Origin of the sequence: Pseudomonas uvaldensis (genome assembly GCF_021271205.1) — a bacterium.
Classification (GTDB): Bacteria; Pseudomonadota; Gammaproteobacteria; order Pseudomonadales; family Pseudomonadaceae; genus Aquipseudomonas; species Aquipseudomonas uvaldensis.
In genome coordinates this window covers 234,835-258,067 of the sequence record NZ_JAIWKS010000006.1, presented here as the reverse complement: position 1 = coordinate 258,067, position 23,233 = coordinate 234,835, and the positions used below count along the sequence as shown (strand labels likewise).

At 62.2% G+C, this 23,233-nt stretch carries 19 protein-coding genes; 8 read left to right on the top strand and 11 right to left on the bottom strand.

Annotated elements, in window-relative coordinates:
• Positions 1-78 precede the first annotated feature (78 nt).
• From LCU97_RS16035 to LCU97_RS16000, 8 genes are all read right to left on the bottom strand, one after another.
• Positions 79-1,674, bottom strand: coding sequence for an AAA family ATPase (locus LCU97_RS16035; RefSeq protein WP_232777146.1), 1,596 nt, complete (start codon positions 1,672-1,674; stop codon positions 79-81).
• A 10-nt stretch (positions 1,675-1,684) separates the two neighbouring features.
• The gene (gene aroB, locus LCU97_RS16030; RefSeq protein ID WP_232777145.1) at positions 1,685-2,785 is read right to left on the bottom strand and encodes a 3-dehydroquinate synthase; all 1,101 of its coding nucleotides are present in this window, start codon (positions 2,783-2,785) and stop codon (positions 1,685-1,687) included.
• A 145-nt stretch (positions 2,786-2,930) separates the two neighbouring features.
• On the bottom strand, positions 2,931-3,449 hold the full coding sequence (gene aroK / locus LCU97_RS16025) for a shikimate kinase AroK (protein ID WP_053147728.1): 519 nt from the start codon (positions 3,447-3,449) through the stop codon (positions 2,931-2,933).
• Between the two features lie 4 nt (positions 3,450-3,453).
• Positions 3,454-5,541, bottom strand: a complete 2,088-nt coding sequence (gene pilQ / locus LCU97_RS16020; RefSeq protein WP_053147730.1) for a type IV pilus secretin PilQ — start codon at positions 5,539-5,541, stop codon at positions 3,454-3,456.
• Positions 5,538-6,083 carry a pilus assembly protein PilP gene (locus LCU97_RS16015; protein ID WP_053147732.1) on the bottom strand — a complete coding sequence of 182 codons (546 nt, stop codon included), beginning with the start codon at positions 6,081-6,083 and terminating at the stop codon, positions 5,538-5,540. The genes pilQ and LCU97_RS16015 overlap by 4 nt, the downstream gene beginning before the upstream one ends.
• On the bottom strand, positions 6,080-6,703 hold the full coding sequence (gene pilO, locus LCU97_RS16010; RefSeq protein ID WP_053147734.1) for a type 4a pilus biogenesis protein PilO: 624 nt from the start codon (positions 6,701-6,703) through the stop codon (positions 6,080-6,082). Before pilO ends, LCU97_RS16015 begins: the two co-directional genes overlap by 4 nt.
• Positions 6,700-7,266, bottom strand: coding sequence for a PilN domain-containing protein (locus LCU97_RS16005; RefSeq protein ID WP_053147736.1), 567 nt, complete (start codon positions 7,264-7,266; stop codon positions 6,700-6,702). The genes pilO and LCU97_RS16005 overlap by 4 nt, the downstream gene beginning before the upstream one ends.
• Positions 7,266-8,330, bottom strand: a complete 1,065-nt coding sequence (locus LCU97_RS16000; protein ID WP_053147738.1) for a pilus assembly protein PilM — start codon at positions 8,328-8,330, stop codon at positions 7,266-7,268. Before LCU97_RS16000 ends, LCU97_RS16005 begins: the two co-directional genes overlap by 1 nt.
• Positions 8,331-8,539: 209 nt before the next feature.
• Here LCU97_RS16000 and LCU97_RS15995 point away from each other — a divergent pair, with 209 nt between their 5' ends.
• Complete coding sequence (locus tag LCU97_RS15995) at positions 8,540-10,984, top strand: penicillin-binding protein 1A (RefSeq protein WP_232777281.1); 2,445 nt, start codon at positions 8,540-8,542, stop codon at positions 10,982-10,984.
• A 147-nt stretch (positions 10,985-11,131) separates the two neighbouring features.
• On the opposite strand, the gene LCU97_RS15990 is transcribed toward LCU97_RS15995, so the two are convergent.
• The 3 genes from LCU97_RS15990 to rpmE form a co-directional block, all read right to left on the bottom strand.
• Entirely contained in the window at positions 11,132-12,400 is a 1,269-nt protein-coding gene (locus LCU97_RS15990; RefSeq protein ID WP_053147743.1) for a malic enzyme-like NAD(P)-binding protein, read from the bottom strand.
• Positions 12,401-12,580: 180 nt separating this feature from the next.
• Positions 12,581-13,366 (bottom strand): thermonuclease family protein, encoded by a 786-nt coding sequence (locus LCU97_RS15985; protein WP_232777144.1) that lies wholly within the window; start codon positions 13,364-13,366, stop codon positions 12,581-12,583.
• 41 nt (positions 13,367-13,407) lie between these two features.
• Positions 13,408-13,629, bottom strand: coding sequence for a 50S ribosomal protein L31 (gene rpmE / locus LCU97_RS15980; RefSeq protein ID WP_053147746.1), 222 nt, complete (start codon positions 13,627-13,629; stop codon positions 13,408-13,410).
• Between the two features lie 204 nt (positions 13,630-13,833).
• Here rpmE and LCU97_RS15975 point away from each other — a divergent pair, with 204 nt between their 5' ends.
• From LCU97_RS15975 to phaC, 7 genes are all read left to right on the top strand, one after another.
• Positions 13,834-16,053, top strand: a complete 2,220-nt coding sequence (locus LCU97_RS15975; RefSeq protein WP_232777143.1) for a primosomal protein N' — start codon at positions 13,834-13,836, stop codon at positions 16,051-16,053.
• A gap of 148 nt (positions 16,054-16,201) precedes the next feature.
• Entirely contained in the window at positions 16,202-17,938 is a 1,737-nt protein-coding gene (gene argS, locus LCU97_RS15970) for an arginine--tRNA ligase (RefSeq protein WP_232777141.1), read from the top strand.
• Between the two features lies 1 nt (position 17,939).
• Positions 17,940-18,644, top strand: a complete 705-nt coding sequence (locus LCU97_RS15965; RefSeq protein WP_053147752.1) for an SPOR domain-containing protein — start codon at positions 17,940-17,942, stop codon at positions 18,642-18,644.
• Between the two features lie 208 nt (positions 18,645-18,852).
• Entirely contained in the window at positions 18,853-19,383 is a 531-nt protein-coding gene (gene hslV, locus LCU97_RS15960; RefSeq protein ID WP_007968352.1) for an ATP-dependent protease subunit HslV, read from the top strand.
• A 54-nt stretch (positions 19,384-19,437) separates the two neighbouring features.
• Positions 19,438-20,775, top strand: a complete 1,338-nt coding sequence (gene hslU, locus LCU97_RS15955) for an ATP-dependent protease ATPase subunit HslU (protein ID WP_232777139.1) — start codon at positions 19,438-19,440, stop codon at positions 20,773-20,775.
• 123 nt (positions 20,776-20,898) lie between these two features.
• Positions 20,899-21,276, top strand: a complete 378-nt coding sequence (locus LCU97_RS15950) for a gamma-butyrobetaine hydroxylase-like domain-containing protein (protein ID WP_053147756.1) — start codon at positions 20,899-20,901, stop codon at positions 21,274-21,276.
• Positions 21,277-21,550: 274 nt separating this feature from the next.
• Positions 21,551-23,230, top strand: coding sequence for a class II poly(R)-hydroxyalkanoic acid synthase (gene phaC, locus LCU97_RS15945; RefSeq protein WP_053147757.1), 1,680 nt, complete (start codon positions 21,551-21,553; stop codon positions 23,228-23,230).
• Positions 23,231-23,233: the final 3 nt, after the last annotated feature.

Genomic DNA, 23,233 nt, shown 5'->3' with positions numbered 1-23,233 from the left:
CGGCCTGGAAAGGTCGCCCGCCCTTGCGGAAATGTTGAGGTTGCCGGGAGAGGCGGCCTGGGTAAGGCCGCCGAATCTTCAGCGAGTTGCTGCCAGTTCCTGTTGGACGCTGGCGACAGTGCGAGGCCAAGGTTTACCAGCCTGAACCTTCGCTGGCAAGGCCTTGATGGCGGAAACGGCTGCATCGCGGCTGGCGAAGCTGCCGTAGGTGATGACATACAGCGGCTTGCCGTTGAGCACTTTCTTGAAATAACGGTACTCGCCGCCCTGCTCCTTGACGAAGTTTTGCGCAGCAGATTCGGAGCTGGTGCCGAGAATCTGCACCACATAGTTGCCCGGTGCCTGGCCTGCGTACCAGTTCCCCCCTGTGGCCTTGCCCGCGGTAGTGGCAGGCTTGGCGGCCGGCGTCGGTGCGGGCTTGGCAGCGGGTGTGGGGGCCGGCGCTGGCTTGGCGGTAGCTACCTGGGTGGGAGCAGGCGCCGGCTTGGCGGCTGGTGCGGGAGCAGGCGTTGGCGTTGGCGTTGGCGCCGGACCCGCCGGCACACCTACGGGCGGCGCGGTGGTGGTCACGGTGGGCGGCGTGTCGCTGCTGTCGTCGATCGGTGGCGCAGTACCGTCGTCGCCCTCGGTGATTCCGCCGGCCGCTTCGGCCAGGGGGCCGCGCATCACCGGTTGCGACTGGCCGACCAACGGCAGCGGCATCGGCTGGGTACTTCCGGCAAATTCCACCGCCGGGGCACCACCGTTGGGTTGTGGCGCACCCTGGCCCAGGGGCAGCTGCGCCTGTTCGTTGGCCGGTGCGCCCGTGGACGGCGCCTTGTTGCGCCCCGGCATCAGCCAGGCAGCCGCGATGGCGACCACGACCACCGCGGAAATCGCCAATACGTGTTTCTTCGGCATGTTGAACCCCATACTTGGACGCTTCACCGCTGAGCGGCTGGCAATCATGATTTCGATCAAAGCATCGCGGGCGACCTGATTGATGTTGCCAGGCCAGCCGTCGGAGCTTTCGTGAATCTCAGAGATCTGATCGGCGGTGAAAAGTTCGATACCCCGGCCTGCCCCCTCCAGGCGCTGAGCCAGGTATTCGCGGGTTTCTTCTTCGGTGTAGGGCGCCAGTTCGATGATGTGGAAGCGCTCTTCCTCGAGCTGCAACTGCTCCAGGCCGGCGATCAGCGACGGCTCGCCAAAGAGAAACACATGGGGACGACCTTCCGGCGCGCCGGCCGCCAACTCGAGCAAGGCCCCGAGGGCGGACTCGTCGAGCTGCTCGGCATCGTCCACCAGCAGATAGACTTCCTGCCCGGTCAGCGCCAACTGCACGATCTGCTCGAGAATCGCGCCGATTTCGGCCTGGGCGACATTCAACGCCTGAGCCACCTGACGCAACACGCCAGCGGCGTCGCCAGCTCCTCGGGCCGAGACCACCACACTCTGTACCGATTGCTTGTTGGTACTGGCCACCAGGGCCTGGCGCAGCAACGTCTTGCCACTGCCCTGGGGACCGGTGACCACGAGCAACAACTGGCTGTAGCGCGCCAGATGATGCAATTGCCCCAGCACTGGCTTGCGCTGGGCCGGGAAGAACTTGAAGCCCGGGACCCGTGGAGCGAAAGGGTCGTGACTCAACTGGAAATGGCCGAGGAAAGCCTCGTCGGCATGCAAACTAGTCATCGGAATCTTATTAACCTTTAAGCTGAGCCAGGGCACGGTAATCCGCTCCCAGCGTGGCCTGTAGAACCTCTTTCGGATAATCGTCGGTCACTACCGCTTCGCCCATGCGGCGCAGCAGCACCAGGCGCAGACGACCGTCGATCACTTTTTTGTCGACAGACATATGTTCGAGAAAATCGGCTTCGGTCATTTCCTCGGGCGGAACCACCGGCAGCCCGGCTCTCAGGAACAGGCGAATGCCGCGATCACGTTCCTGCTGGCTGATCCAGCCCAGGCGCGCGGACATTTCCAGAGCCATGACCGTGCCGGCTGCGACCGCCTCGCCGTGCAGCCAGACACCATAGCCCATATGGGTCTCGATGGCGTGGCCGAAAGTGTGGCCCAGGTTGAGCGTGGCGCGCACACCCGACTCCCGCTCATCGGCGCCTACCACGGCGGCCTTGGCGGCGCAGGAGCGTTCGATGGCGTACGTCAGGGCCGTTTGGTCCAGCGCACGCAGGCGGTCTACGTTCTCTTCGAGCCACCCCAGGAATGGCTCGTCACAGATCAGGCCATATTTGATGACTTCCGCCAGTCCTGCAGACAGTTCGCGAGCAGGCAAAGTCTTCAGGGTCGCGGTATCGATCAGCACCACGTTGGGCTGATAGAAAGCGCCGATCATGTTCTTGCCCAGCGGATGGTTGATCCCTGTCTTGCCACCCACCGAGGAGTCGACCTGCGACAACAACGTGGTGGGAATCTGGATGAAATCGACCCCACGCTGGTAGCAGGCGGCGGCGAAACCGGCCATATCGCCGATCACGCCGCCCCCCAGGGCCACGACCGTGGTGCGACGGTCATGTCGTGCCGTCAGCAGGCCGTCGAAGATCAGTTGCAGGGTTTCCCAGTTCTTGAAGGCTTCTCCGTCGGGCAGTACGACGGAAATGACCGAAAAAGCCGACAGACTGCGCGCCAGACGCTCCAGATACAACGGGGCGACGGTTTCATTGGAGATGATCGCCACCTGCCGCCCGGCGATATGCGGCGCCAGCAACTGCGGCTGGTCCAGCAAGCCTTCGCCAATGTGAATCGGGTAGCTGCGCTCGCCCAGGTCGACCTTAAGTGTCTGCATGTTTCCCCACGCTGAAGATGGAATCAGGCGTCCTGCCTGCAATTAACGAAAGTCCACAGTGCTCGCCATGACGCATTCAATGGCCTTCGACGCGCCCCTGGCAGCCAAGACGAGACGCCGAGGATAGCGCATTTCCCGTGGAGCATTAACGGGGGGGCAACTGCTGCAGGCGTTCGAGAATGTCCAGCACCACCATACGCGGTGGCCGCTCATCGGTTTCCACCACCACATCGGCGATCTCGCGATACAGCGGATCGCGCAGTTCCAGCAAGTCCCGCAGGGTCTTGGCCGGATCGGCGGTGCGTAACAGAGGACGATTGCGATCCCGGGCGGTACGACCGACCTGCTGTTCGACGGAAGCATGCAGGTAGACCACTCGTCCGCCCGCGTGAAGCGCCCGACGATTGGCCTCGCGCATCACCGCGCCCCCACCGGTGGCCAGCACCACGCCATCGAATGCGCACAGCTCGGCGATCATCGCCTGCTCACGATCACGAAAGCCCGGTTCGCCTTCCTTGTCGAAGATCCATGGGATATTGGCGCCCGTGCGCAATTCAATTTCCTTGTCGGAATCTTTGAAAGGCAGGCGCAGCTCTTTGGCCAGCAAACGGCCGATGGTGCTTTTTCCAGCGCCCATCGGCCCAACAAGAATCAAATTTCGCACAGAATCAACGACTCACAGCAATCGCCTGGTTGTTCATGATACGCGGAGTGAGGAATACCAGCAGCTCGGATTTTTTCTCCGAAACCACATCACGCCGGAAAAGGCGGCCAAGATACGGCACATCGCCAAGAAATGGCACCTTATCTACAACCTTGCTCTGAGTATTTGAGAAAACGCCGCCAATCACAATGGTTTCGCCATCATTGACCAGCACCTTGGCGTTGACCTCGTTTTTCTTGATGGGTGGCACTTCCTGCACCTTGTTCAGGTAGTCGGGCTCATCCTTGGTGACCTTGACCTCCATGATGATGCGATTGTCCGGGGTGATCTGTGGTGTCACCTCCAGCGACAACGAGGCCTCCTTGAACGACACCGAGGTAGCGCCGCTGGAACTGGCTTCCTGATAGGGAATTTCCGTGCCCTTGAGGATTTTCGCCGTCTCCTTGTCGGATGTCACCACCTTGGGCTGGGAGACGATTTCCCCGTTTCCGGTTTTCTCCATGGCGGTCAGTTCCAGGTCCAGCAGGACATTGTCGGTGATGAACGCGATGCCGATTCCCGATGTGTTGCCCGACGCCCCCATGTCCACGAACGGCTGGTTGGTGCTGGTGCTGCCCGGTGTGCCGATGGTGGTGGAGTCCCCGGTGCTGACCCCGGAAGCGTTCCAGTTACCCTTGTTCTGTATCGAACCACCCCAGCGCACCCCCAGGCTCTTGTCGTAATCGACGTTGGCCTCGACGATACGTGCCTCGATCATCACCTGGCGCACCGGGATATCCAGCTGGGCGACGATTCGTCGCAGTTCATCGAGCCGGTCCTGGGTCTGGTAGGCAATGATGTTGTTGGTTCGCTCGTCGACCGTGATGGTACCGCGCTCATCGGCCTTTGCCTCGGCGCTGGTCACCGACTGGAACAGTTTGGCGATGTCCGCTGCCTTGGCATAGTTGACCTGCAGCAGCTCGCGCCGCAACGGTGCAAGATCGGCGATCTGCTTTTGAGACTCCAGCTCCTGGCGCTCGCGGGCCGCGATTTCGTCGGCAGGGGCCACCAGCAACACATTGCCGACCTTGCGCTTGTCCAGCCCCTTGGTCTTGAGCACCAGGTCCAGGGCCTGGTCCCACGGCACATTCTGCAGGCGCAGGGTGATGCCGCCCTGCACCGTGTCGCTGGCCACCAGGTTCAGGTTGGTGAAGTCGGCGATCAGCTGCAGGACCGAACGCACCTCGATGTCCTGGAAATTGAGGGACAGCTTCTCTCCGCTATAGGCAGCACGATCGCTGTTGCGTTTCTGCAGGTCTTCCACGGTCATCGGCCGGACGCTGACGGTCAGCCGGTTGTCGGTCTGGTAGGTCGAGTAATCATAGGTGCCACCGGGCTCGATGCTGATGGTGGCCTGGTCCGATCCGGCACTGGCATTGACGAACTGCACCGGAGTGGCGAAATCCTTGACATCCAGGCGCACCCTCAGCGGTTCGGGCAGTTGGGTCCTGGCGAATGAGAGGATGATCTTGCCTTCACGCTCCTGGATGTCAGGGGCAATGGATGGATCCGACAGGTCGATCACGACATTGCCTTCGCCCTGGGTCCCTCGCTGGAAGTCCACGCCACGAATGGCCCGGCCCACCGGCGCGTTGCGCCTGGCAGGCGCAGCGCTGGTCATGGCCGTCCCTTGGGGCTGAGCAGCCGTTCTGGGGACGGTGGTCCTGGGAGCAGCACCCTTTCCGACCACCACGAACAGGTTGTTGCCCTCGACCCGGGCGTTATAGGGCGCCAGTTGCGTAAGACCGATGATCAGCCGGGTGCGATCCCCCGCCTCGACCACAGTAGCGCTACGGGCATTGCCGCCGCCCAGGTCATGGGTCTTGCGAGCCAGTTGATTGGTAACCCCGGGCAAGTCCAGGGCAATGCGGGCCGGTTGCTCGGTGGTGTAGCCGCGAGGCGTCGGCGGCGGCCCGTCGAAGCTGAGCTTCAACTCGACGCGGTCCCCCGGCAACGCCGCGACGTCCAGCGTCTTGAGGCTGGCCGCGAGAACCATCGGCGACATCAGCGCTATCCCTAGCGAAATACCGAAGGCTGTCAAAATCCTGTTCATTGTTGGGATTCCACTAATGAGTGCTCTTTCAAAGGAATGGTCCGTGGTCGCTCCAGCCAGCCCCCCTCACCGTCAGGTACGATCTCGACCACATCGACCTGAGTGGCACTGATGGCGACGATCCTCCCGTCGTTGCGTCCCAGATAGTCACCGACCTTGAGCCGATGCACCCCCCCGGCGCCACGCAGCAGCGCGAAGGAGCCGCCGGCATTGGCGATCGTACCGACCATTTCAAACTGCTCGATATTGAAGCCTTCCAGGTATTGCTTGACCCGGTTGGGATCGGGTCGGACATTGCGCGAGCCCTGTTGCCTGCCGGCCTGGTCCACCGGGACCTGCCGGGAAAACGGGCTGCGCAGGTTGGCGGCGCTGTAGGTGAAGGTTTCGTAGGGCTTGAATATGGGCATCGGCTCGATCTTGCCGGGCGGGCGCAGGCGCACCTCGTTCATGTAGGCGTCCAGGTCGTCGAAGCCATCGCCGCCGTTGCAGCCCGCCAGGACGACCAGCCCCGCTAACAGGCCTAAGCAGCGAAGCGACATCATGGCTGCGCCTCCTGCTCGTTGTAGCGGTAGGTCTTGGCCTGGATGCTCATGCGCAGTTTCGCTCCCCCGCCGGGCTCCATGGGGGCGATGTCGAAATCGTGCAGCGTGACGATACGGGGCAATCCGGCAACGCCGCTGACGAAGGTCGCCAGGTCATGGTAACCCCCGGTCACGGTAATCTGGATCGGCAGCTCGATGTAGAACGGCTGGGTGGCCTCGGGCAGCAATTTGATCTCTTCGAATTCCAGGCCGCTGCCCAGGCCGGTACGGGTGATGTCCTCCAACAGGCCGGGCACCTCGGTGTCGCTGGGCAACTGCCGCAACAGTACGCCAAACGACGCCTCCATCTGCTTCATCTGTTCAGTGTAGCGCTCGAGGTTCGCGGCCATATGGGCCTTGCCCGCGAACTGCGCCTTGAGGGTGCCTTCCTCCCCGCGCACCTGCTGCAGCTGATCTTCCAGGTCGCTCAGCGCAATTTTATAGCCCAGGCCCAGAACCAGGATCACCAGCAGGACACCGGCCAGCCATTTGACCGGCATTGGCCATGAACCGATGTTGTTGGTGTCCAGGTCGCTGATATCGATCTTGCGCAGCGCGTCGAACCACTCCGCCGGTCTCATTGGGCCTCCTCCATGTCGACCGGACGGGTCTGGCGAACCGTCAACTGGAACACATTGGCCTGGTCGAGCTGGCCGGCCGTGGTTGCCTTTACCTCCGTCAGGCTCGGGGCATCGAAGAGGTCAGATGCGTCCAGGTTGCGCATCAGGTCAGAGACCCGGTTGTTCGACTGCGCGGCGCCCTTGATGGAGAGCGTATGGTCTTCCATCTTCACCTCGGTGAAATACACCCCATCGGGCAACGTACGCACCAGCTGGTCGAAGATACGCCCACTGACCGGCCGATTACCCTGCAAGTCCTGAATGATGCGCATGCGCTCCAGCAGTTGCTGGCGACGGGCTTTCAATTCACTGATCTGCTTGATGCGCTCGTCCAGCTCCGCGATCTGCTCCGAGATGTGGCTGTTACGGGCCAGTTGGTAATCGATGGCGCTGTCAAGGTACTGGACAGCGATCAATATCACGCCCACCGCGCCGACAAACGCCCCCGCCAACGCCAGTAAAAAGCGCTTGCGGCGTTCTTCGCGCAGCTCTTCGCGCCAGGGAAGCAGGTTGATCCGCGCCATCAGTCGAAGCTCCTGAGGGCCAGTCCGCAGGCAATCATCAGCGCGGGTGCATCGCTGGCCAGGGCTCCGGCGTTGACCCGACTGCCAAGGGCCATGTTGGTGAACGGGTTGGCTACCTGGGTAGGCGTGCCCAGGCGCTGCTCGATCAGCCGATCCAGCCCCGTGATCGACGCCGTGCCGCCTGCCAGCAGAATGTGGTCAACCGCGCTGTACTGGCCCGACGCAAAGAAAAACTGCAGCGAGCGCGATACCTGCTGCACCAAGGCTTCGCGAAAGGGCTGCAGTACCTCACCGGAATAATCGTCGGGCAGCCCCCCTTGTTTCTTTGCCAGCCCCGCCTGCTCGAATGTCAGGCCGTAGCGGCGCTGGATCTCCTCGGTCAGTTGCCGACCGCCGAACAATTGCTCGCGGGTGTAGATGATTCGACCGTTGTGCAGCACGCTCAGGGTGGTCATGGTGGCGCCAATGTCGATCACCGCCACCGTCAATCGCTCCTGGGAAGCGGCCAACTGCGTAGCCAGCAGGCCGAAGGCACGCTCCAGTGCATAGGCCTCGACGTCAACCACCCGTGCCGCCAACCCGGCCAGCGCCAGCGCAGCCTCGCGCACCTCGACGTTTTCCTTGCGACAGGCGGCCAGCAGCACCTCGACCCGCTCGGCGTTACGCGGTGACACGCCCAGGACCTCGAAATCGATGGCCACTTCATCCAGCGGATAAGGAATGTACTGGTCGGCCTCGATCTTGAGCTGGTTCTCCATGTCATCGTCGGACAGCCCCGCGTCCATCTCGATGGTCTTGGTGATGACAGCCGATCCCGCCACGGCCACCGCCACGCTGCGCAAGGGTGTTCTGGCCTTGGCCACCACCCGGGACAGCGCCTGGCCCACCCCTTCGAGCTCGGCGATGTTTTTCTCGACCACGGCATTGGCCGGTAGCGGCTCGACCGCGTAAGACTCGACACGGTATCGGTCACCCTGGCGGCTCAACTCGAGCAGTTTCACCGACGTGGAGCTGATATCTATCCCCAGCAACGCATGGGCTTTTTTATTGAAGAGTCGCAGCACTACCAATTCCCTATGACTATCCGTGAGTTACGGACTCTCTAATACGCATTGCGTTCAATCACGCCGGCCCGACGGACGTCCGGATGGCGTTCCCGACGAAAAAAAATGCTTATAATGCGCAGCGCTTTTTTTCGCTTTGTTGCACGCTCGGGTCCTTCCCCTGCACCTGGCGCCTTTTTCATTCTTTGCCTGGATATCCAAAAGCCTTGATTCGTCTGCTGAAATTTTTCGGATGGTCCATCGTCGCCGTTTTCTGCGGACTGCTCCTGGGTCTGAGCGGTGCGTTTCTTTACCTTAGTCCGGGATTGCCGTCTGTGGAGGCGCTGAGAAGTATTCAGTTGCAGATTCCTCTGCGGGTCTACAGTAGCGACAACAAACTGATCGCCGAATTTGGCGAAATGCGCCGCACACCGATCCGTTTCGCCGACATTCCGCCCAATTTCATCAATGCGTTACTAAGTGCTGAAGACGACAACTTCGCCAATCATTACGGCGTCGATCCCGGTAGCCTGATGCGGGCCGCGAGCCAATTGGTCAAGAGCGGGCACATCCAGTCCGGCGGCAGTACCATCACCATGCAGGTGGCCAAGAATTTCTTCCTGACCAGCGAGCGCAGCTTCTCGCGCAAGACCACTGAGATTTTGTTGGCCCTGCAAATCGAGCGACAGCTGACCAAGGACGAGATCCTCGAGCTGTACGTGAACAAGATTTACCTGGGCAACCGCGCCTACGGCATCGAAGCGGCTGCACAGGTCTACTACGGCAAGTCGATCCGCGACGTGAGCCTGGCGCAGATGGCGATGATTGCCGGCCTGCCCAAGGCGCCGTCGCGCTTCAACCCGTTGGCCAACCCCGCACGCAGCAAGGAGCGTCGCGACTGGATCCTGGGGCGCATGTACAAGCTCGGCAAGATCAGCGAAGCCGAGTACACCGCCGCGATCAACGAGCCCTTGAACGCCAGCTATCACGTACCGACGCCGGAAGTGAATGCGCCTTATATCGCCGAAATGGCCCGCGCCGAGATGGTCGGTCGCTACGGCAGCGATGCCTACACCGAAGGTTTTCGCGTAACCACCACAGTGCCCAGCAACCTTCAGGAAATGGCCAACACCGCGCTGCACGAAGGCCTGATGACCTACGACCAGCGCCACGGCTACCGTGGGCCTGAATCGCGCTTGCCGGGCAAGACTCGCGAAGCCTGGGCCCTGGAACTGACCAAGCAACGCGCCATCAGCGGGCTGGAGCCGGCAATCGTCACCGAGGTGGGGAAGGACGGCATCAAGGTCCTGACCCGCAACGGCGAGCTGGAAGAGCATGTAAGCTGGGAATCGATGAAGTGGGCACGCCCGTTTCTCAACACCAACAGCATGGGCGCCGCTCCCCGGCAACCATCGGACGTTGCCCAGGTCGGCGACCTGATCCGGGTGCAACGCCAACCGGACAATGCGCTCAAATTCAGCCAGATCCCGGCGGCCCAGGGCGCACTGGTATCCCTCGACCCGCAAGACGGCGCGATCCGCTCGCTGGTGGGTGGCTTCGCCTTCGAGCAGAGTAACTACAACCGCGCCTTGCAGGCCAAGCGCCAGCCCGGCTCGAGCTTCAAGCCGTTCGTCTACAGCGCGGCCCTGGATAACGGCTACACCGCCGCCAGCCTGGTGAACGATGCGCCGATCGTGTTCGTCGACGAGTACCTCGACAAGGTCTGGCGACCGAAGAACGACACCAACACGTTCCTCGGTCCGATCCGTCTGCGCGAAGCGCTGTACAAGTCCCGCAACCTGGTGTCGATTCGCCTGCTGCAGGCGCTGGGCGTGGATCGCACCATCGATTACATCAGCCGGTTCGGCTTCAACAAGCAGGACCTGCCGCGCAACCTGTCCCTGGCCCTGGGCACGGCGACCCTGACGCCGATGGAAATCGCCACGGGCTGGAGCACCTTTGCCAATGGCGGGTACAAGGTCACCCCGTACATCATCGAAAAGATCGAAAGCCGTAACGGCGAGACCCTGTTCGTTGCCAATCCGCCACGGGTACCAACAGGCGAGCAGGCCAGCGACGGCATTGCGGCGCCAGCCACAGAAACGTTCACGGTGAACGCTACCCCGGGTGAAGCCGCGACCGCCCCGGCGGTACCACAGGCACCAGCCATCGCCGAACGTATTGTCGATGGCCGTACCACTTACATCCTCAACAGCATGCTGCAGGACGTGATCAAGCTCGGCACGGGCCGCCGTGCATTGGCCCTGGGCCGTACCGACCTGGCGGGCAAGACCGGCACCACCAATGAATCCAAGGATGCCTGGTTCTCGGGTTACAACGGCGATTACGTGACCACTGTCTGGACCGGTTTCGATCAACCGGAAAGCCTCGGTCGTCGCGAGTTCGGTGGCACCGTGGCATTGCCGATCTGGATGAGTTACATGGGCGCCGCCCTCAAGGACAAACCGCCCCATACCCAACCGGAGCCGGAAGGCATCCTCAGCCTGCGGGTCGACCCGGCCAGCGGCCGTGCGGCCACGCCAGGCACCCCAGGGGCGTATTTCGAACTGTTCAAGAGCGAAGACACCCCGCCATCGGTCAACGAGCTGGGCAACGGCGTCGCGCCAGGCAGCCCGCTGCCGGCGGACGAAGCGGCGCCGATTGATTTGTTCTAGGGAAGCAGCGGCGAGCTTCAAGCCGCAAGCTTCAAGTAAAGCCAAAGCAAGCGCGGTAGGCCTCGCTTCTCATGCAGCTTGAAGCTTGCCGCTCGAAGCCCATAAAAAAACCTGGCCGAGGCCAGGTTTTTTTATGGGCGGCTGCTTTTAACCGTTGAACACGTCATCCACGCTCTTGAGCGGGTAGTTCTTCGGATACGGCAGGGTCGCCACGCCGGTCTCGATCGCGGCCTTGGCCACGGCGTCGGAGATCAGGGTGATCAGGCGGGCGTCCATTGGTTTCGGAATGATGTACTCACGACCGAATTCCAGCTTGATGCCGCCATAGGCGTCGCACACTTCCTGGGGAACCGGCAGCTTGGCCAGCTCGCGCAGAGCGTTGGCGGCCGCGACTTTCATTTCTTCGTTGATGCGCTTGGCGCGAACGTCCAAGGCACCACGGAAGATGAACGGGAAGCCCAGCACGTTGTTCACCTGGTTCGGATAGTCCGAACGGCCGGTGGCCATGATCACGTCGCTGCGGGTGGCGTGAGCCAGCTCCGGGGAGATTTCCGGGTCCGGATTCGAGCAGGCGAACACGATCGGGTTCGGCGCCATGCGCAACAGGTTTTCCGGGCTCAGCAGGTTCGGACCCGACAGACCGACGAACACGTCGGCGCCGTCCAGCGCCTCAGCCAGGGTGCGCTTGTCAGTGGCGTGGGCGAAGACCGCCTTGTACTGGTTCAGGTCGGTACGGCCGGAGTGGATCACACCGGTACGGTCGACCATGAAGATGTTTTCGATCCGGGCGCCCATGCTCACCAGCAATTTCATGCAGGAGATGGCCGCAGCGCCGGCACCCAGGCAGACGATCTTGGCTTCCGGCAGAGTCTTGCCGGCGATTTCCAGGGCGTTGATCATGCCGGCCGCAGTCACGATCGCGGTGCCGTGCTGGTCATCGTGGAACACCGGAATGTCACACTGCTCGATCAGAGCGCGCTCGATCTCGAAGCACTCGGGAGCCTTGATGTCTTCCAGGTTGATGCCGCCGAAAGTGATGGAGATACGCTTGACGGTGTCGATGAAGGCTTGCGGGCTCTCGGAGTCGACTTCAATGTCGAACACATCGATACCGGCGAAGCGCTTGAACAGCACGCCCTTGCCTTCCATGACCGGTTTGGAAGCCAGTGGACCGAGGTCACCCAGGCCGAGGATCGCGGTGCCATCGGAAATGACTGCAACCAGATTGCCCTTGCCGGTGTATCTGTAGGCCAGTTCCGGGTCGCGAGCGATTTCGCGTACGGGTTCGGCTACGCCGGGGCTGTAGGCCAGCGACAGATCGCGGGCAGTAGCGGTGGCCTTGGTGAGCTCGACACTCAGCTTTCCTGGACGAGGATTAGCGTGATATTCGAGAGCGGCAGTTTTCAGATCAGACATGTGGGCATTCCGCTTTTTACTGTGTTGGACAGACGGACCGCCGAGGATACGCCCCTCGCAAAGTCCCTACAAGACTGGCCGGTCACCCTTGTCAAGCGGCCTGCCCTACGACTTTGGGCCAAGAGCCGCTAAACACAAGGGCTTGATGCATACAATTAAACTGGAAAATGTCTACAATTTTTATCGAGGTAGAGCGACCAGCATCGCCGGATCAGTCAAAGGCAATAACCAGCGATCCCGTCCCGGTTCGAGCGCCCCATGCCTCGACCGATCCACCACCCAGCCGCGCGCCTCGATCTGCTTCCCCAGCAGACGCTCAAGCGAAGCCATATCGAAACGGCTTATCCAATTGGGAGCAACATGCAGTACAACCGCCCCCTCCAATTGGAGCCAAACACCGCCACGATTGCGCCTGACGGAATTCACGCGACCGCTGAGCACTGCGAAACCAGGCGCCCCGACCTGCTGCGCCTTGAGCACCGGCGAACGCTTCCAGAGCCCTAGGCGCGCTTCACGGGCCTGACGCTCGGCGGTCCGCTGGCAGTCCGCCAAGTCGGTATTCGGCGCCACCGCCACCTGGAAACCCAGGCCCTCGGCGAGCAGTTGCGCTTCGAGGTTTTTGCCGTCGGCACCATAGACGTGAGCCAAAGTGCGCCCATAGCGATCCCGGCCCTCCCGGCCGGGAAGCAGGCCCACTTGCCCGTCGCCGGCAGCCACCAGCGTTTCGAGACGACGCCGGGCCGCAACGGCGAAGGGCTCGTCGGAGCGGCCCTGACGGCCCAGCTCGGGACTGTTGAGACCGATCATGCGCACGCTTCGGCCATCTGCCAGGCGCAGGGTGTCGCCATCGACCACCCGCTGGACCTTCGCCCGGACCAGGCCCGCCGGCGCCGGACAGAAGGCTTCGGCCCCGCTCAGCCAAATCGCAGACACAAAAAAGGCGCCCACCAGGGACGCCTTTTTCATCAATCTGGAGCCGCCGGAACGAGCCTCCAAAATGATCAGCCTCAGGCCTTTTTGGTAGCGCCGAAAGCACCGAAACGGTCGGCGAACTTCTGAACGCGGCCACCGGTGTCCAGAGTCTTTTGCTTACCGGTGTAGAACGGGTGGCATTCGTTGCAAACGTCGATCGCCAGGGCTTTGCCGTAGGTCGAACGGGTTTCGAACTTGTTGCCGCAGCTGCAGGTCACGGCAACGGCTGGGTATTCTGGATGGATATCGGCTTTCATGATGTTTTCCTCAGGCTAGCGTGCCGCCACCCAACACTATTGTTGAATACCGCACGTAATTAGGGCGCGGATTCTACCAGACATCGACAATGACGCAAGCTATGCCTTGTACCAACCGTCTGCTAGGCTCCCCGCCTCAAGCACCATTCCAGTGTTGGGATTTGTGCCCAGCCTTTGAACGTGTCCGTACCGAGAACCCCCCGCGTGCCCGACGCCATCCTGCGCCTCGCCCTGCCTTCGCCCCTGCGCCGCCTGTTCGACTACCGCGCTCCGGCCGGGGTCCCACGCGCCCGGTTGCAACCCGGCATGCGCCTGCGGGTGCCATTCGGTCGACGCGAAATGATCGGCATCCTGGTGGAAGTCACCGACCATAGCGAGGTCCCGGCCGACAAGCTCAAACCGGCCCTTGCGCTGCTCGATGCCACGTCACCGCTGCCGGCGTCACTGTTCAAGCTGTGCCTGTGGACGGCCCAGTATTACCAGCACAGCCTGGGCGACACCTTGAGCTGGGCGCTGCCGGTGCTGTTGCGCCAGGGCGAACCGGCGGAGGCGCGCCAGGAGCGGTTCTGGTCCGTGGCGCCGGGGGCGTCGACGGACGACCCGCGCATCGCCCGCGCGCCTCGTCAGCGCGAAGCCCTGGCGACCCTGGCCCAGCATCCCCATGGTGTGGCCCACGCCTTGCTGAGCAAGCTGATGCTCAGCAAGGACAGCCTCGACCTCCTGCTGGCAAAAGAGCTGGTCCAGGTAGAGGTACGCCGGCACGCGCCGGGCGTGCGCCACGAACATTGGCTGGCCCAGCCGGAACTGCCGCTCAATGCCGAACAACGGGCCGCCTGCGAGGCGATTCGCGCCGGGTTCGACAGCTACCATGCCTTCCTGCTGGCCGGCGTCACCGGCAGCGGCAAGACCGAGGTCTACCTGCAGCTGATCCGCCAGACCCTTGAAGCGGGCAAGCAGGCCCTGGTGTTGATTCCGGAAATCAACCTCGGCCCGCAAACGCTGGCGCGTTTCGAACAACGCTTCAACGCCCGGATCGCCCTGGTGCACTCGGCGGTCAACGACCGCGAGCGCCTCGAAGCCTGGCTCGCGGCACGGGATGGCGAGGCCGACATCATCATCGGCACCCGCTCGGCCCTGTTCACGCCGATGAAAAATCCCGGCCTGATCATCATCGACGAAGAACACGACGGCTCCTATAAACAGCAGGAAGGCCTGCGCTATCACGCCCGTGACCTGGCATTGGTACGCGCCCGCCAGGAGAACATCCCCATCGTCCTCGGTTCGGCGACGCCGTCCCTGGAAAGCCTGCACAACGCCTACACCGGCCGCTACGGCCTGTTACGCCTGAACGAACGGGCCGGCGGCGCCAAACAACCGCGCTTCCTGCGCCTGGACGTAAAAAGCCGGCCACTGGACAGCGGCATTTCCGGGCCGATGCAACAAGCCATCGGCCAGACCCTGGCTGCCGGACAGCAAGTCCTGGTGTTTCTCAATCGCCGGGGGTTCGCCCCGACCCTGTTGTGTCACGACTGTGGCTGGATGTCCGGCTGCGAGCGCTGCGACGCCCGGATGACCGTGCATCAACGCTACGGTGAATTACGCTGCCACCATTGCGGACACACCGAACGCGTGCCAAGGCATTGCCCGCAATGCGGCAAAGTGGACTTGCGGCCGGTAGGCGCCGGCACCGAGCGCGCCGAAGAACGGCTGGGCATCTTGTTTCCCGATTACCCGGTGCTGCGGGTGGATCGCGACAGCACATCGCGCAAAGACGCGATGAATCAGTTGTTCGCCACCATCCAGAAAGGCCAGCCGTGCATCCTGGTGGGCACGCAGATGCTCGCCAAGGGACATCATTTCCCCCGGGTGACGCTGGTATCGATCCTCGACGCCGACGGAGGGCTGTTCTCCGGTGACTTCCGCGCCAGCGAGCGCATGGCGCAGTTGATTGTCCAGGTTGCCGGCCGGGCCGGGCGCGCCGAGGAGCCGGGCAGGGTGATCATCCAGACCCATCTGGCGGACCACCCTCTGCTGATACAACTGTCTGAAGAAGGCTATTTCGCTTTCGCCGAGCAGGCCCTGAGCGAACGCCGCAGCGCCGGCCTGCCACCGTTTGCCCACCTGGCACTGTTGCGGGCCGAAGCCCATAAACCGGGACAGGCCGAAGGCTTCCTCGACGACGCGTGCAGCGAGGCCGAGCGTTTGCTGGCGGAACAGAACCTCACCGGGATCGAACTGTTGGGCCCAGTGCCGGCTCCGATGGAGCGGCGGGCCGGACGCTATCGGGCGCAGCTGTTATTACAGGCCAATGCCCGGGCGTCACTACACCGACTATTGAGTGCCTGGCTGCTGGTGCTGGAACAAATGCCCAGTGGGCGGGCGGTGCGCTGGTCGCTGGATGTGGATCCGGTGGATTTGTATTGAATTCAAAATTGCGATGAGGCCCGAATAATCACCACACAGCCCCAACCGACCCGCTACAGTTGGCAAGCCCGCCTTCGCCACGGATAATGCCCAGTTTTTCCACCAGCGCATCGAAGCGCCGCCGCGCCTGCGGTTGAAAGAGAAGACCATGAAAGACACCATTCGCCAGCTCATCCAGCAAGCCATCACCCAACTCGTCGCTGAAGGTGTGTTGCCAGAAGGCCTGTCGCCGGCGATTCAGGTCGAAAACACCCGCGACAAGACCCACGGCGATTTTGCCAGCAACATCGCCATGATGCTGGCCAAGCCGGCCGGCATGAAGCCGCGGGACCTGGCCGAGAAAATCATCGCCGCGCTGCCGGCCGACGAAAACGTCGCCAAAGCGGAGATCGCCGGCCCCGGGTTCATCAATTTCTTCCAGAACACTCAGGCCCTGGCCTCGCGCCTGGACGCGGCCTTGGCCGACGAGCGCATCGGCGTGCGCAAGGCCGGCCCGCTGCAGCGCACCGTGGTGGACCTGTCGGCCCCCAACCTCGCCAAGGAAATGCACGTCGGCCACCTGCGCTCGACCATCATCGGCGACGGCGTGGCCCGGGTGCTGGAGTTCCTTGGCGACACCGTGATCCGTCAGAACCATGTGGGCGACTGGGGCACCCAGTTCGGCATGCTGATGGCTTATCTCCAGGAAAACCCGATTACCAGCGATGAACTGTCGGACCTGGAGAACTTCTACCGCGCCGCCAAGCAGCGCTTTGACGAATCCCCGGAGTTCGCCGACCGTGCCCGTGGCCTGGTGGTCAAGTTGCAGGCCGGCGATGCCGAGTGCCTGGCGCTGTGGACCCGGTTCAAGGACATCTCGCTGTCCCATTGCCAGAAAATCTACGAGTTGCTGAACGTCAAACTGACCATGGCCGACGTCATGGGCGAAAGCGCCTATAACGATGACCTGATCAACGTGGTCAACGACCTCAAGGCCAAGGGCATGCTGGTGGAGAGCAACGGCGCCCAGTGCGTGTTCCTCGACCAGTTCAAGACCGCCGACGGCGAGCCGCTGCCAGTGATCATCGTCAAGGCCGACGGCGGCTATCTCTATGCCACTACCGACCTCGCGGCCGTGCGCTATCGCAACGGTGTGCTCAAGGCGGACCGGGTCCTGTACTTCGTCGACCAGCGTCAGGCCCTGCACTTCCAGCAAGTGTTCGAAGTGGCCCGTCAGGCCGGCTTCGTACCGCGCCCGATGGAAATGGAACACATGGGCTTCGGCACCATGAACGGCGCCGACGGCCGTCCGTTCAAGACCCGCGACGGCGGCACGGTGAAGCTGATCGACCTGTTGACCGAAGCCCAGGAGCGCGCCTATGCGCTGGTCAAGGGCAAGAACCCGGACCTGGCCGAAGACGAGCTGCGCCAGATCGCCAAGGTCGTGGGCATCGATGCGGTGAAATATGCCGACCTGTCCAAGCACCGCACCAGCGACTACAGCTTCAACTTCGACCTGATGCTCAACTTCGAAGGCAACACAGCTCCGTACCTGTTGTACGCCTACACCCGCGTGGCCGGCGTGTTCCGCAAGCTCGGCAAGGGCTTCGATGAAGTCGAAGGGCGGATCGTGCTCGAAGCGGCCCAGGAGCAGGAACTGGCGGCGAAACTGGCGCAGTTCGGCGAAGTGCTCAATAACGTGGCCGACAAAGGCACGCCGCATACCCTGTGTGCGTATCTGTATGACGTGGCCGGCCTGTTCTCCAGCTTCTACGAGAATTGCCCGATCCTCAATGCCGATACCCCCGAGCAAATGCAAAGCCGCCTGCGCCTTGCCGCGCTGACTGCGCGCACGCTCAAGCAGGGCCTGGAACTGCTGGGCCTGGAAACCCTGGAGCGCATGTAAGTTGGCCGCCAAGAAAAAACCTGCACCCAAGCGCGGCGCCAGTCGTTACCAGCCCCCGGCCAAAAAGCCGATTCCGGGCTGGTTGTGGATGGCTATCGGCCTGACGGTTGGCGCTTTCATTGTTTTCCTGATGAAGCTGGAACCGGGTCAGGGCGATGACGTCAAGCGCGTCAAGCAAGAGCAGCAGAAGGCCACGCGGATTGCCGAGGCCAACAAGACCCCGCCGAGCCCCACACAACCGGTGAAGCCGAAGTACGACTTCTATACCTTGTTGCCGGAATCGGAAGTCATCGTGCCGCCCGAGGCCGTACCGGAGAAAACCCTGCCGACACCGCAAGTGCCGCAGGTGCCTGCCACGCCGGTCACTCCGGCTGAAGCGGCGAAGATCGACACCGCCCGTGCCCAAGCCGCCCTGGCCGGCATCACGCCGCCACCGGCCCCACCCGTGCAGAAAGCCGCCCCGGTGACGAAGTTCTTCCTGCAAGCCGGTTCATTCCGCAAGGAAGCCGATGCCGACAAGGTCCGGGCGCAGATCATCCTGCTGGGCCAATCCGTGTCGGTGGAGTCCGGGACCGTGAAGGACGAAACCTGGTATCGGGTGCTGGTTGGCCCGTTCAGCAATCGCGAGGAGCTGACCAAGGCCCAGAAGCAACTGGCCGGCAGCGGTTTCAGCAATCTGTTGTTACAACAACGCCAGAGCCGCTGAACATACTGTGGGAGCAAGGCTTGCCCGCGATGCAGCCGCCTCCGGCCCCAAGGGCGAACCGCTTTGACTTCATCGCGGGCAAGCCTTGCTCCCACAGGTAAGGCGAACCGCTTGTCAGCACCCCCGCCCCGCAGTTGAAAAAAACCACACTACCCCCATATGAGTTTTCATCCGGGCATTTTCGCCCCGCTGCGTGGAGACTCTTCCCTTGACCACCATCGTTTCAGTCCGCCGTCATGGCAAAGTCGTCATGGGCGGCGACGGCCAGGTTTCACTGGGCAATACCGTGATGAAAGGCAACGCGAAGAAAGTCCGTCGCCTGTACCACGGCCAGGTCATCGCCGGTTTTGCCGGCGCTACCGCCGATGCCTTCACCCTGTTCGAGCGTTTCGAAGGCCAGCTTGAGAAACATCAGGGGCACCTGATTCGCGCCGCCGTGGAGCTGGCCAAGGAATGGCGCACCGACCGCTCCCTGAGCCGCCTCGAAGCCATGCTCGCGGTCGCCAACAAGGACGCCTCGCTGATCATCACCGGCAATGGCGACGTCGTTGAGCCCGAAGACGGCCTGATCGCCATGGGTTCCGGCGGCGCCTACGCCCAGGCCGCGGCCAGCGCCCTGCTGAAAAAAACCGACCTGTCTGCCCGTGAAATCGTCGAGACTGCCCTGGGCATCGCCGGCGACATCTGCGTCTTCACCAACCATACCCAAACCATTGAGGAGCAGGATCTCGCGGAGTAAGCCTGTCCAGGCCCAGCGCCACGGCTCATTCTTGTTTGAGGACCGCCAATTATTATGTCCATGACTCCCCGCGAAATCGTCCACGAACTCAACCGCCACATCATCGGCCAGGACGATGCCAAGCGCGCCGTCGCCATTGCCCTGCGTAACCGCTGGCGCCGGATGCAATTGCCCGAAGAGTTGCGCGTCGAAGTAACCCCCAAAAACATCCTGATGATCGGCCCGACCGGCGTCGGCAAGACCGAAATCGCCCGTCGCCTGGCCAAGCTTGCCAACGCGCCGTTCATCAAGGTCGAAGCCACCAAGTTCACCGAAGTCGGCTATGTCGGCCGTGACGTCGAGTCGATCATCCGCGACCTGGCCGACGCCGCCATCAAGTTGCTGCGCGAGCAGGAAATCACCAAGGTACGCCACCGCGCCGAAGACGCCGCCGAAGAGCGCATCCTCGACGCGCTGCTGCCTCCGGCGCGCATGGGTTTCAACGCCGATACCGCCGCGACCCAGGATTCCAACACCCGCCAGTTGTTCCGCAAGCGCCTGCGCGAAGGGCAATTGGACGACAAGGAAATCGAGATCGAAGTGGCCGAGATGACCGGCGTCGACATCTCCGCGCCGCCGGGCATGGAAGAAATGACCAACCAGCTGCAAAACCTGTTCGCCAATATGGGCAAGGGCAAGAAGAAAAGCCGCAAGCTCAAGGTCAAGGAAGCGCTGAAACTGGTGCGCGATGAAGAAGCCAGCCGCCTGGTCAATGAAGAAGAGTTGAAGGCCAAGGCCCTGGAAGCGGTCGAACAGCACGGCATCGTGTTCATCGACGAAATCGACAAGGTTGCCAAGCGTGGCAACGTCGGCGGAGCCGATGTATCCCGCGAGGGCGTGCAACGCGACCTGCTGCCATTGATCGAAGGCTGCACGGTCAACACCAAGCTGGGCATGGTCAAGACCGATCACATCCTGTTCATCGCCTCCGGCGCGTTCCACCTGAGCAAGCCGAGCGACCTGGTACCGGAGCTGCAAGGCCGCCTGCCGATCCGTGTCGAACTCAAGGCGCTGTCTCCGGAAGACTTCGAACGCATCCTGAGCGAGCCCCATGCGTCGCTGACCGAACAGTACTGTGCACTGCTCAAGACCGAAGGCCTGGACATCGAGTTTGCACCGGAAGGTATCAAGCGTCTGGCGCAGATTGCCTGGCAGGTCAACGAGAAGACCGAGAACATCGGTGCTCGTCGCCTGCACACGCTGCTCGAACGCCTGCTCGAGGAAGTCTCGTTCAGCGCCGGCGACCTGGCCAGCGCCCACAGCGAAACGCCGATCCGGATCGACGCCGAGTACGTCAACAGCCACCTGGGTGAATTGGCGCAGAACGAAGACCTGTCGCGGTATATCCTGTAACCCGGCGTCTTCTCTGTGGGGGCACGGCTTGCCGGCGATGGCGTCTGTCAGTACGCCATCGCCGGCAAGTCGTGCTCCCACAGGGAGACAAGTGGACGCGCCATACCCTACGGATCACAGGCCATGACCAAACTCCCCACCGCCATCAACCTGCACAAGGCCTCCAGGACCCTGACGCTGAAGTACGCGCCGGACGAGGAGTACCACCTGCCCGCCGAATTCCTGCGAGTGCACTCGCCTTCCGCCGAGGTCCAGGGCCACGGCAAACCCATCCTGCAATACGGCAAGCTTGGCGTCGGCCTGACCAAGATCGAACCGGCCGGCCAATACGCACTGAAACTGACCTTCGACGACGGCCATGACAGCGGACTGTTCACCTGGGACTATCTGTACCAGTTGGCGGTGCGTCAGGAAGACCTGTGGAACGATTATCTCGCCGAGCTCAAGGCCGCCGGTAAAACCCGCGATCCCAACGAGTCCGTCGTCAAGCTGATGCTCTAGCTCAAGGGCTGGCGCTTTAGGGCGAATTTTCTAGACTCATCTGCTTCAATGCCCGCGCAGCAGCGTCAATGACTGGCCTGCTTGCGAAAAAAATTAAACTCGGGTAACCAATGGAGCTGGCAAGTTCCCTGCAAAGGAACCGGGGAGTTTCTTTGCACATGTTTCCTCATTGATCTCGATGCGGAATTAACGGTCACCCGAGCAGCGTACCTGGTATTGGCTGTGTGGCTTTACGGCATGGTCCGGGTACTCGTCTGACAATGGAGCGTCGTAGATGAGCAACAAGAACAACGATGACCTGAAGAACCAGGCTTCGGAGAATACCCTTGGCTTGAACCCCGTCGTCGGCTTGCGCAGGAAAGACCTGCTGGCCTCTGCCCGAATGGTGCTGACCCAGACCCTCAAGCAACCGCTGCACAGTGCCAGGCACGTTGCCCATTTTGGCGTCGAACTCAAGAAAGTCCTGTTCGGTAAATCCGAACTGCAGCCTTCGAGCGACGACCGCCGCTTCACCGATCCGGCCTGGAGCCAGAACCCTCTCTACAAGCGTTATCTGCAAACCTACCTGGCGTGGCGCAAGGAGCTGCACGCCTGGATCGATGAAAGCAATCTCCCGCCCCAGGACATCAGCCGCGGGCACTTCGTCATCAACCTCATGACCGAAGCGATGGCGCCGACCAATACCGCGGCCAACCCGGCGGCCGTCAAGCGTTTCTTCGAAACCGGTGGCAAGAGCCTGCTCGATGGCCTGTCCCACCTGGCCAAGGACTTGGTGCACAACGGCGGAATGCCGAGCCAGGTCGATATGGGCGCATTCGAAGTGGGCAAAAGCCTGGGCGTGACCGAAGGCGCCGTGGTGTTTCGCAACGACGTGCTGGAGCTGATCCAGTACCGGCCCATCACCGAGCAGGTCCACGAACGACCGCTGCTGGTGGTGCCGCCACAGATCAACAAGTTCTACGTTTTCGACCTGAGCCCGGACAAGAGCCTGGCCCGCTTCTGCCTGCGCAGCAACGTGCAGACTTTCATCGTCAGTTGGCGCAACCCCACCAAGGAACAGCGCGAGTGGGGCCTGTCGACCTACATCGAGGCGCTCAAGGAAGCGGTGGATGTGGTCACGGCCATCACCGGCAGCAAGGATGTGAACATGCTCGGCGCGTGCTCGGGTGGCATCACCTGCACCGCGCTGCTGGGCCACTACGCCGCCCTCGGCGAGAAAAAAGTCAACGCCCTGACCCTGCTGGTGAGCGTGCTCGACACCACGCTGGACACCGACGTAGCGCTGTTCGTCGACGAACAGACCCTGGAGACCGCCAAGCGTCATTCCTATCAGGCCGGCGTGCTCGAAGGCCGCGACATGGCCAAGGTCTTCGCCTGGATGCGGCCCAACGACCTGATCTGGAACTATTGGGTCAACAACTACCTGCTGGGCAACGAACCGCCGGTATTCGATATCCTGTTCTGGAACAACGACACCACGAGGCTACCGGCGGCATTCCACGGCGACCTTATCGAAATGTTCAAGACCAACCCGTTGACTCGCCCCAACGCGCTTGAAGTGTGCGGCACGCCGATTGACCTCAAGCAGGTCACCTGCGACATCTTTGCCCTGGCCGGCACCAACGACCACATTACCCCCTGGAAGTCCTGCTACAAGTCGGCACAGCTGTTTGGCGGCAAAGTGGACTTCGTGCTGTCGAGCAGCGGTCATATCCAGAGCATTCTCAACCCACCGGGCAATCCCAAGTCACGCTACATGACCGGCGAAGACCTGCCGGCCAACCCCGAGGATTGGCAGGAAAACTCCACCAAGCATACCGACTCCTGGTGGCTGCACTGGCAAGCCTGGCAAGCCGAGCGCTCGGGCAAGCTGAAAAAGGCCCCGACCGTGCTGGGCAACAAGACCTATGTGGCGGGCGAGGCGGCGCCGGGTACTTATGTGCATGAGCGGTGAGGG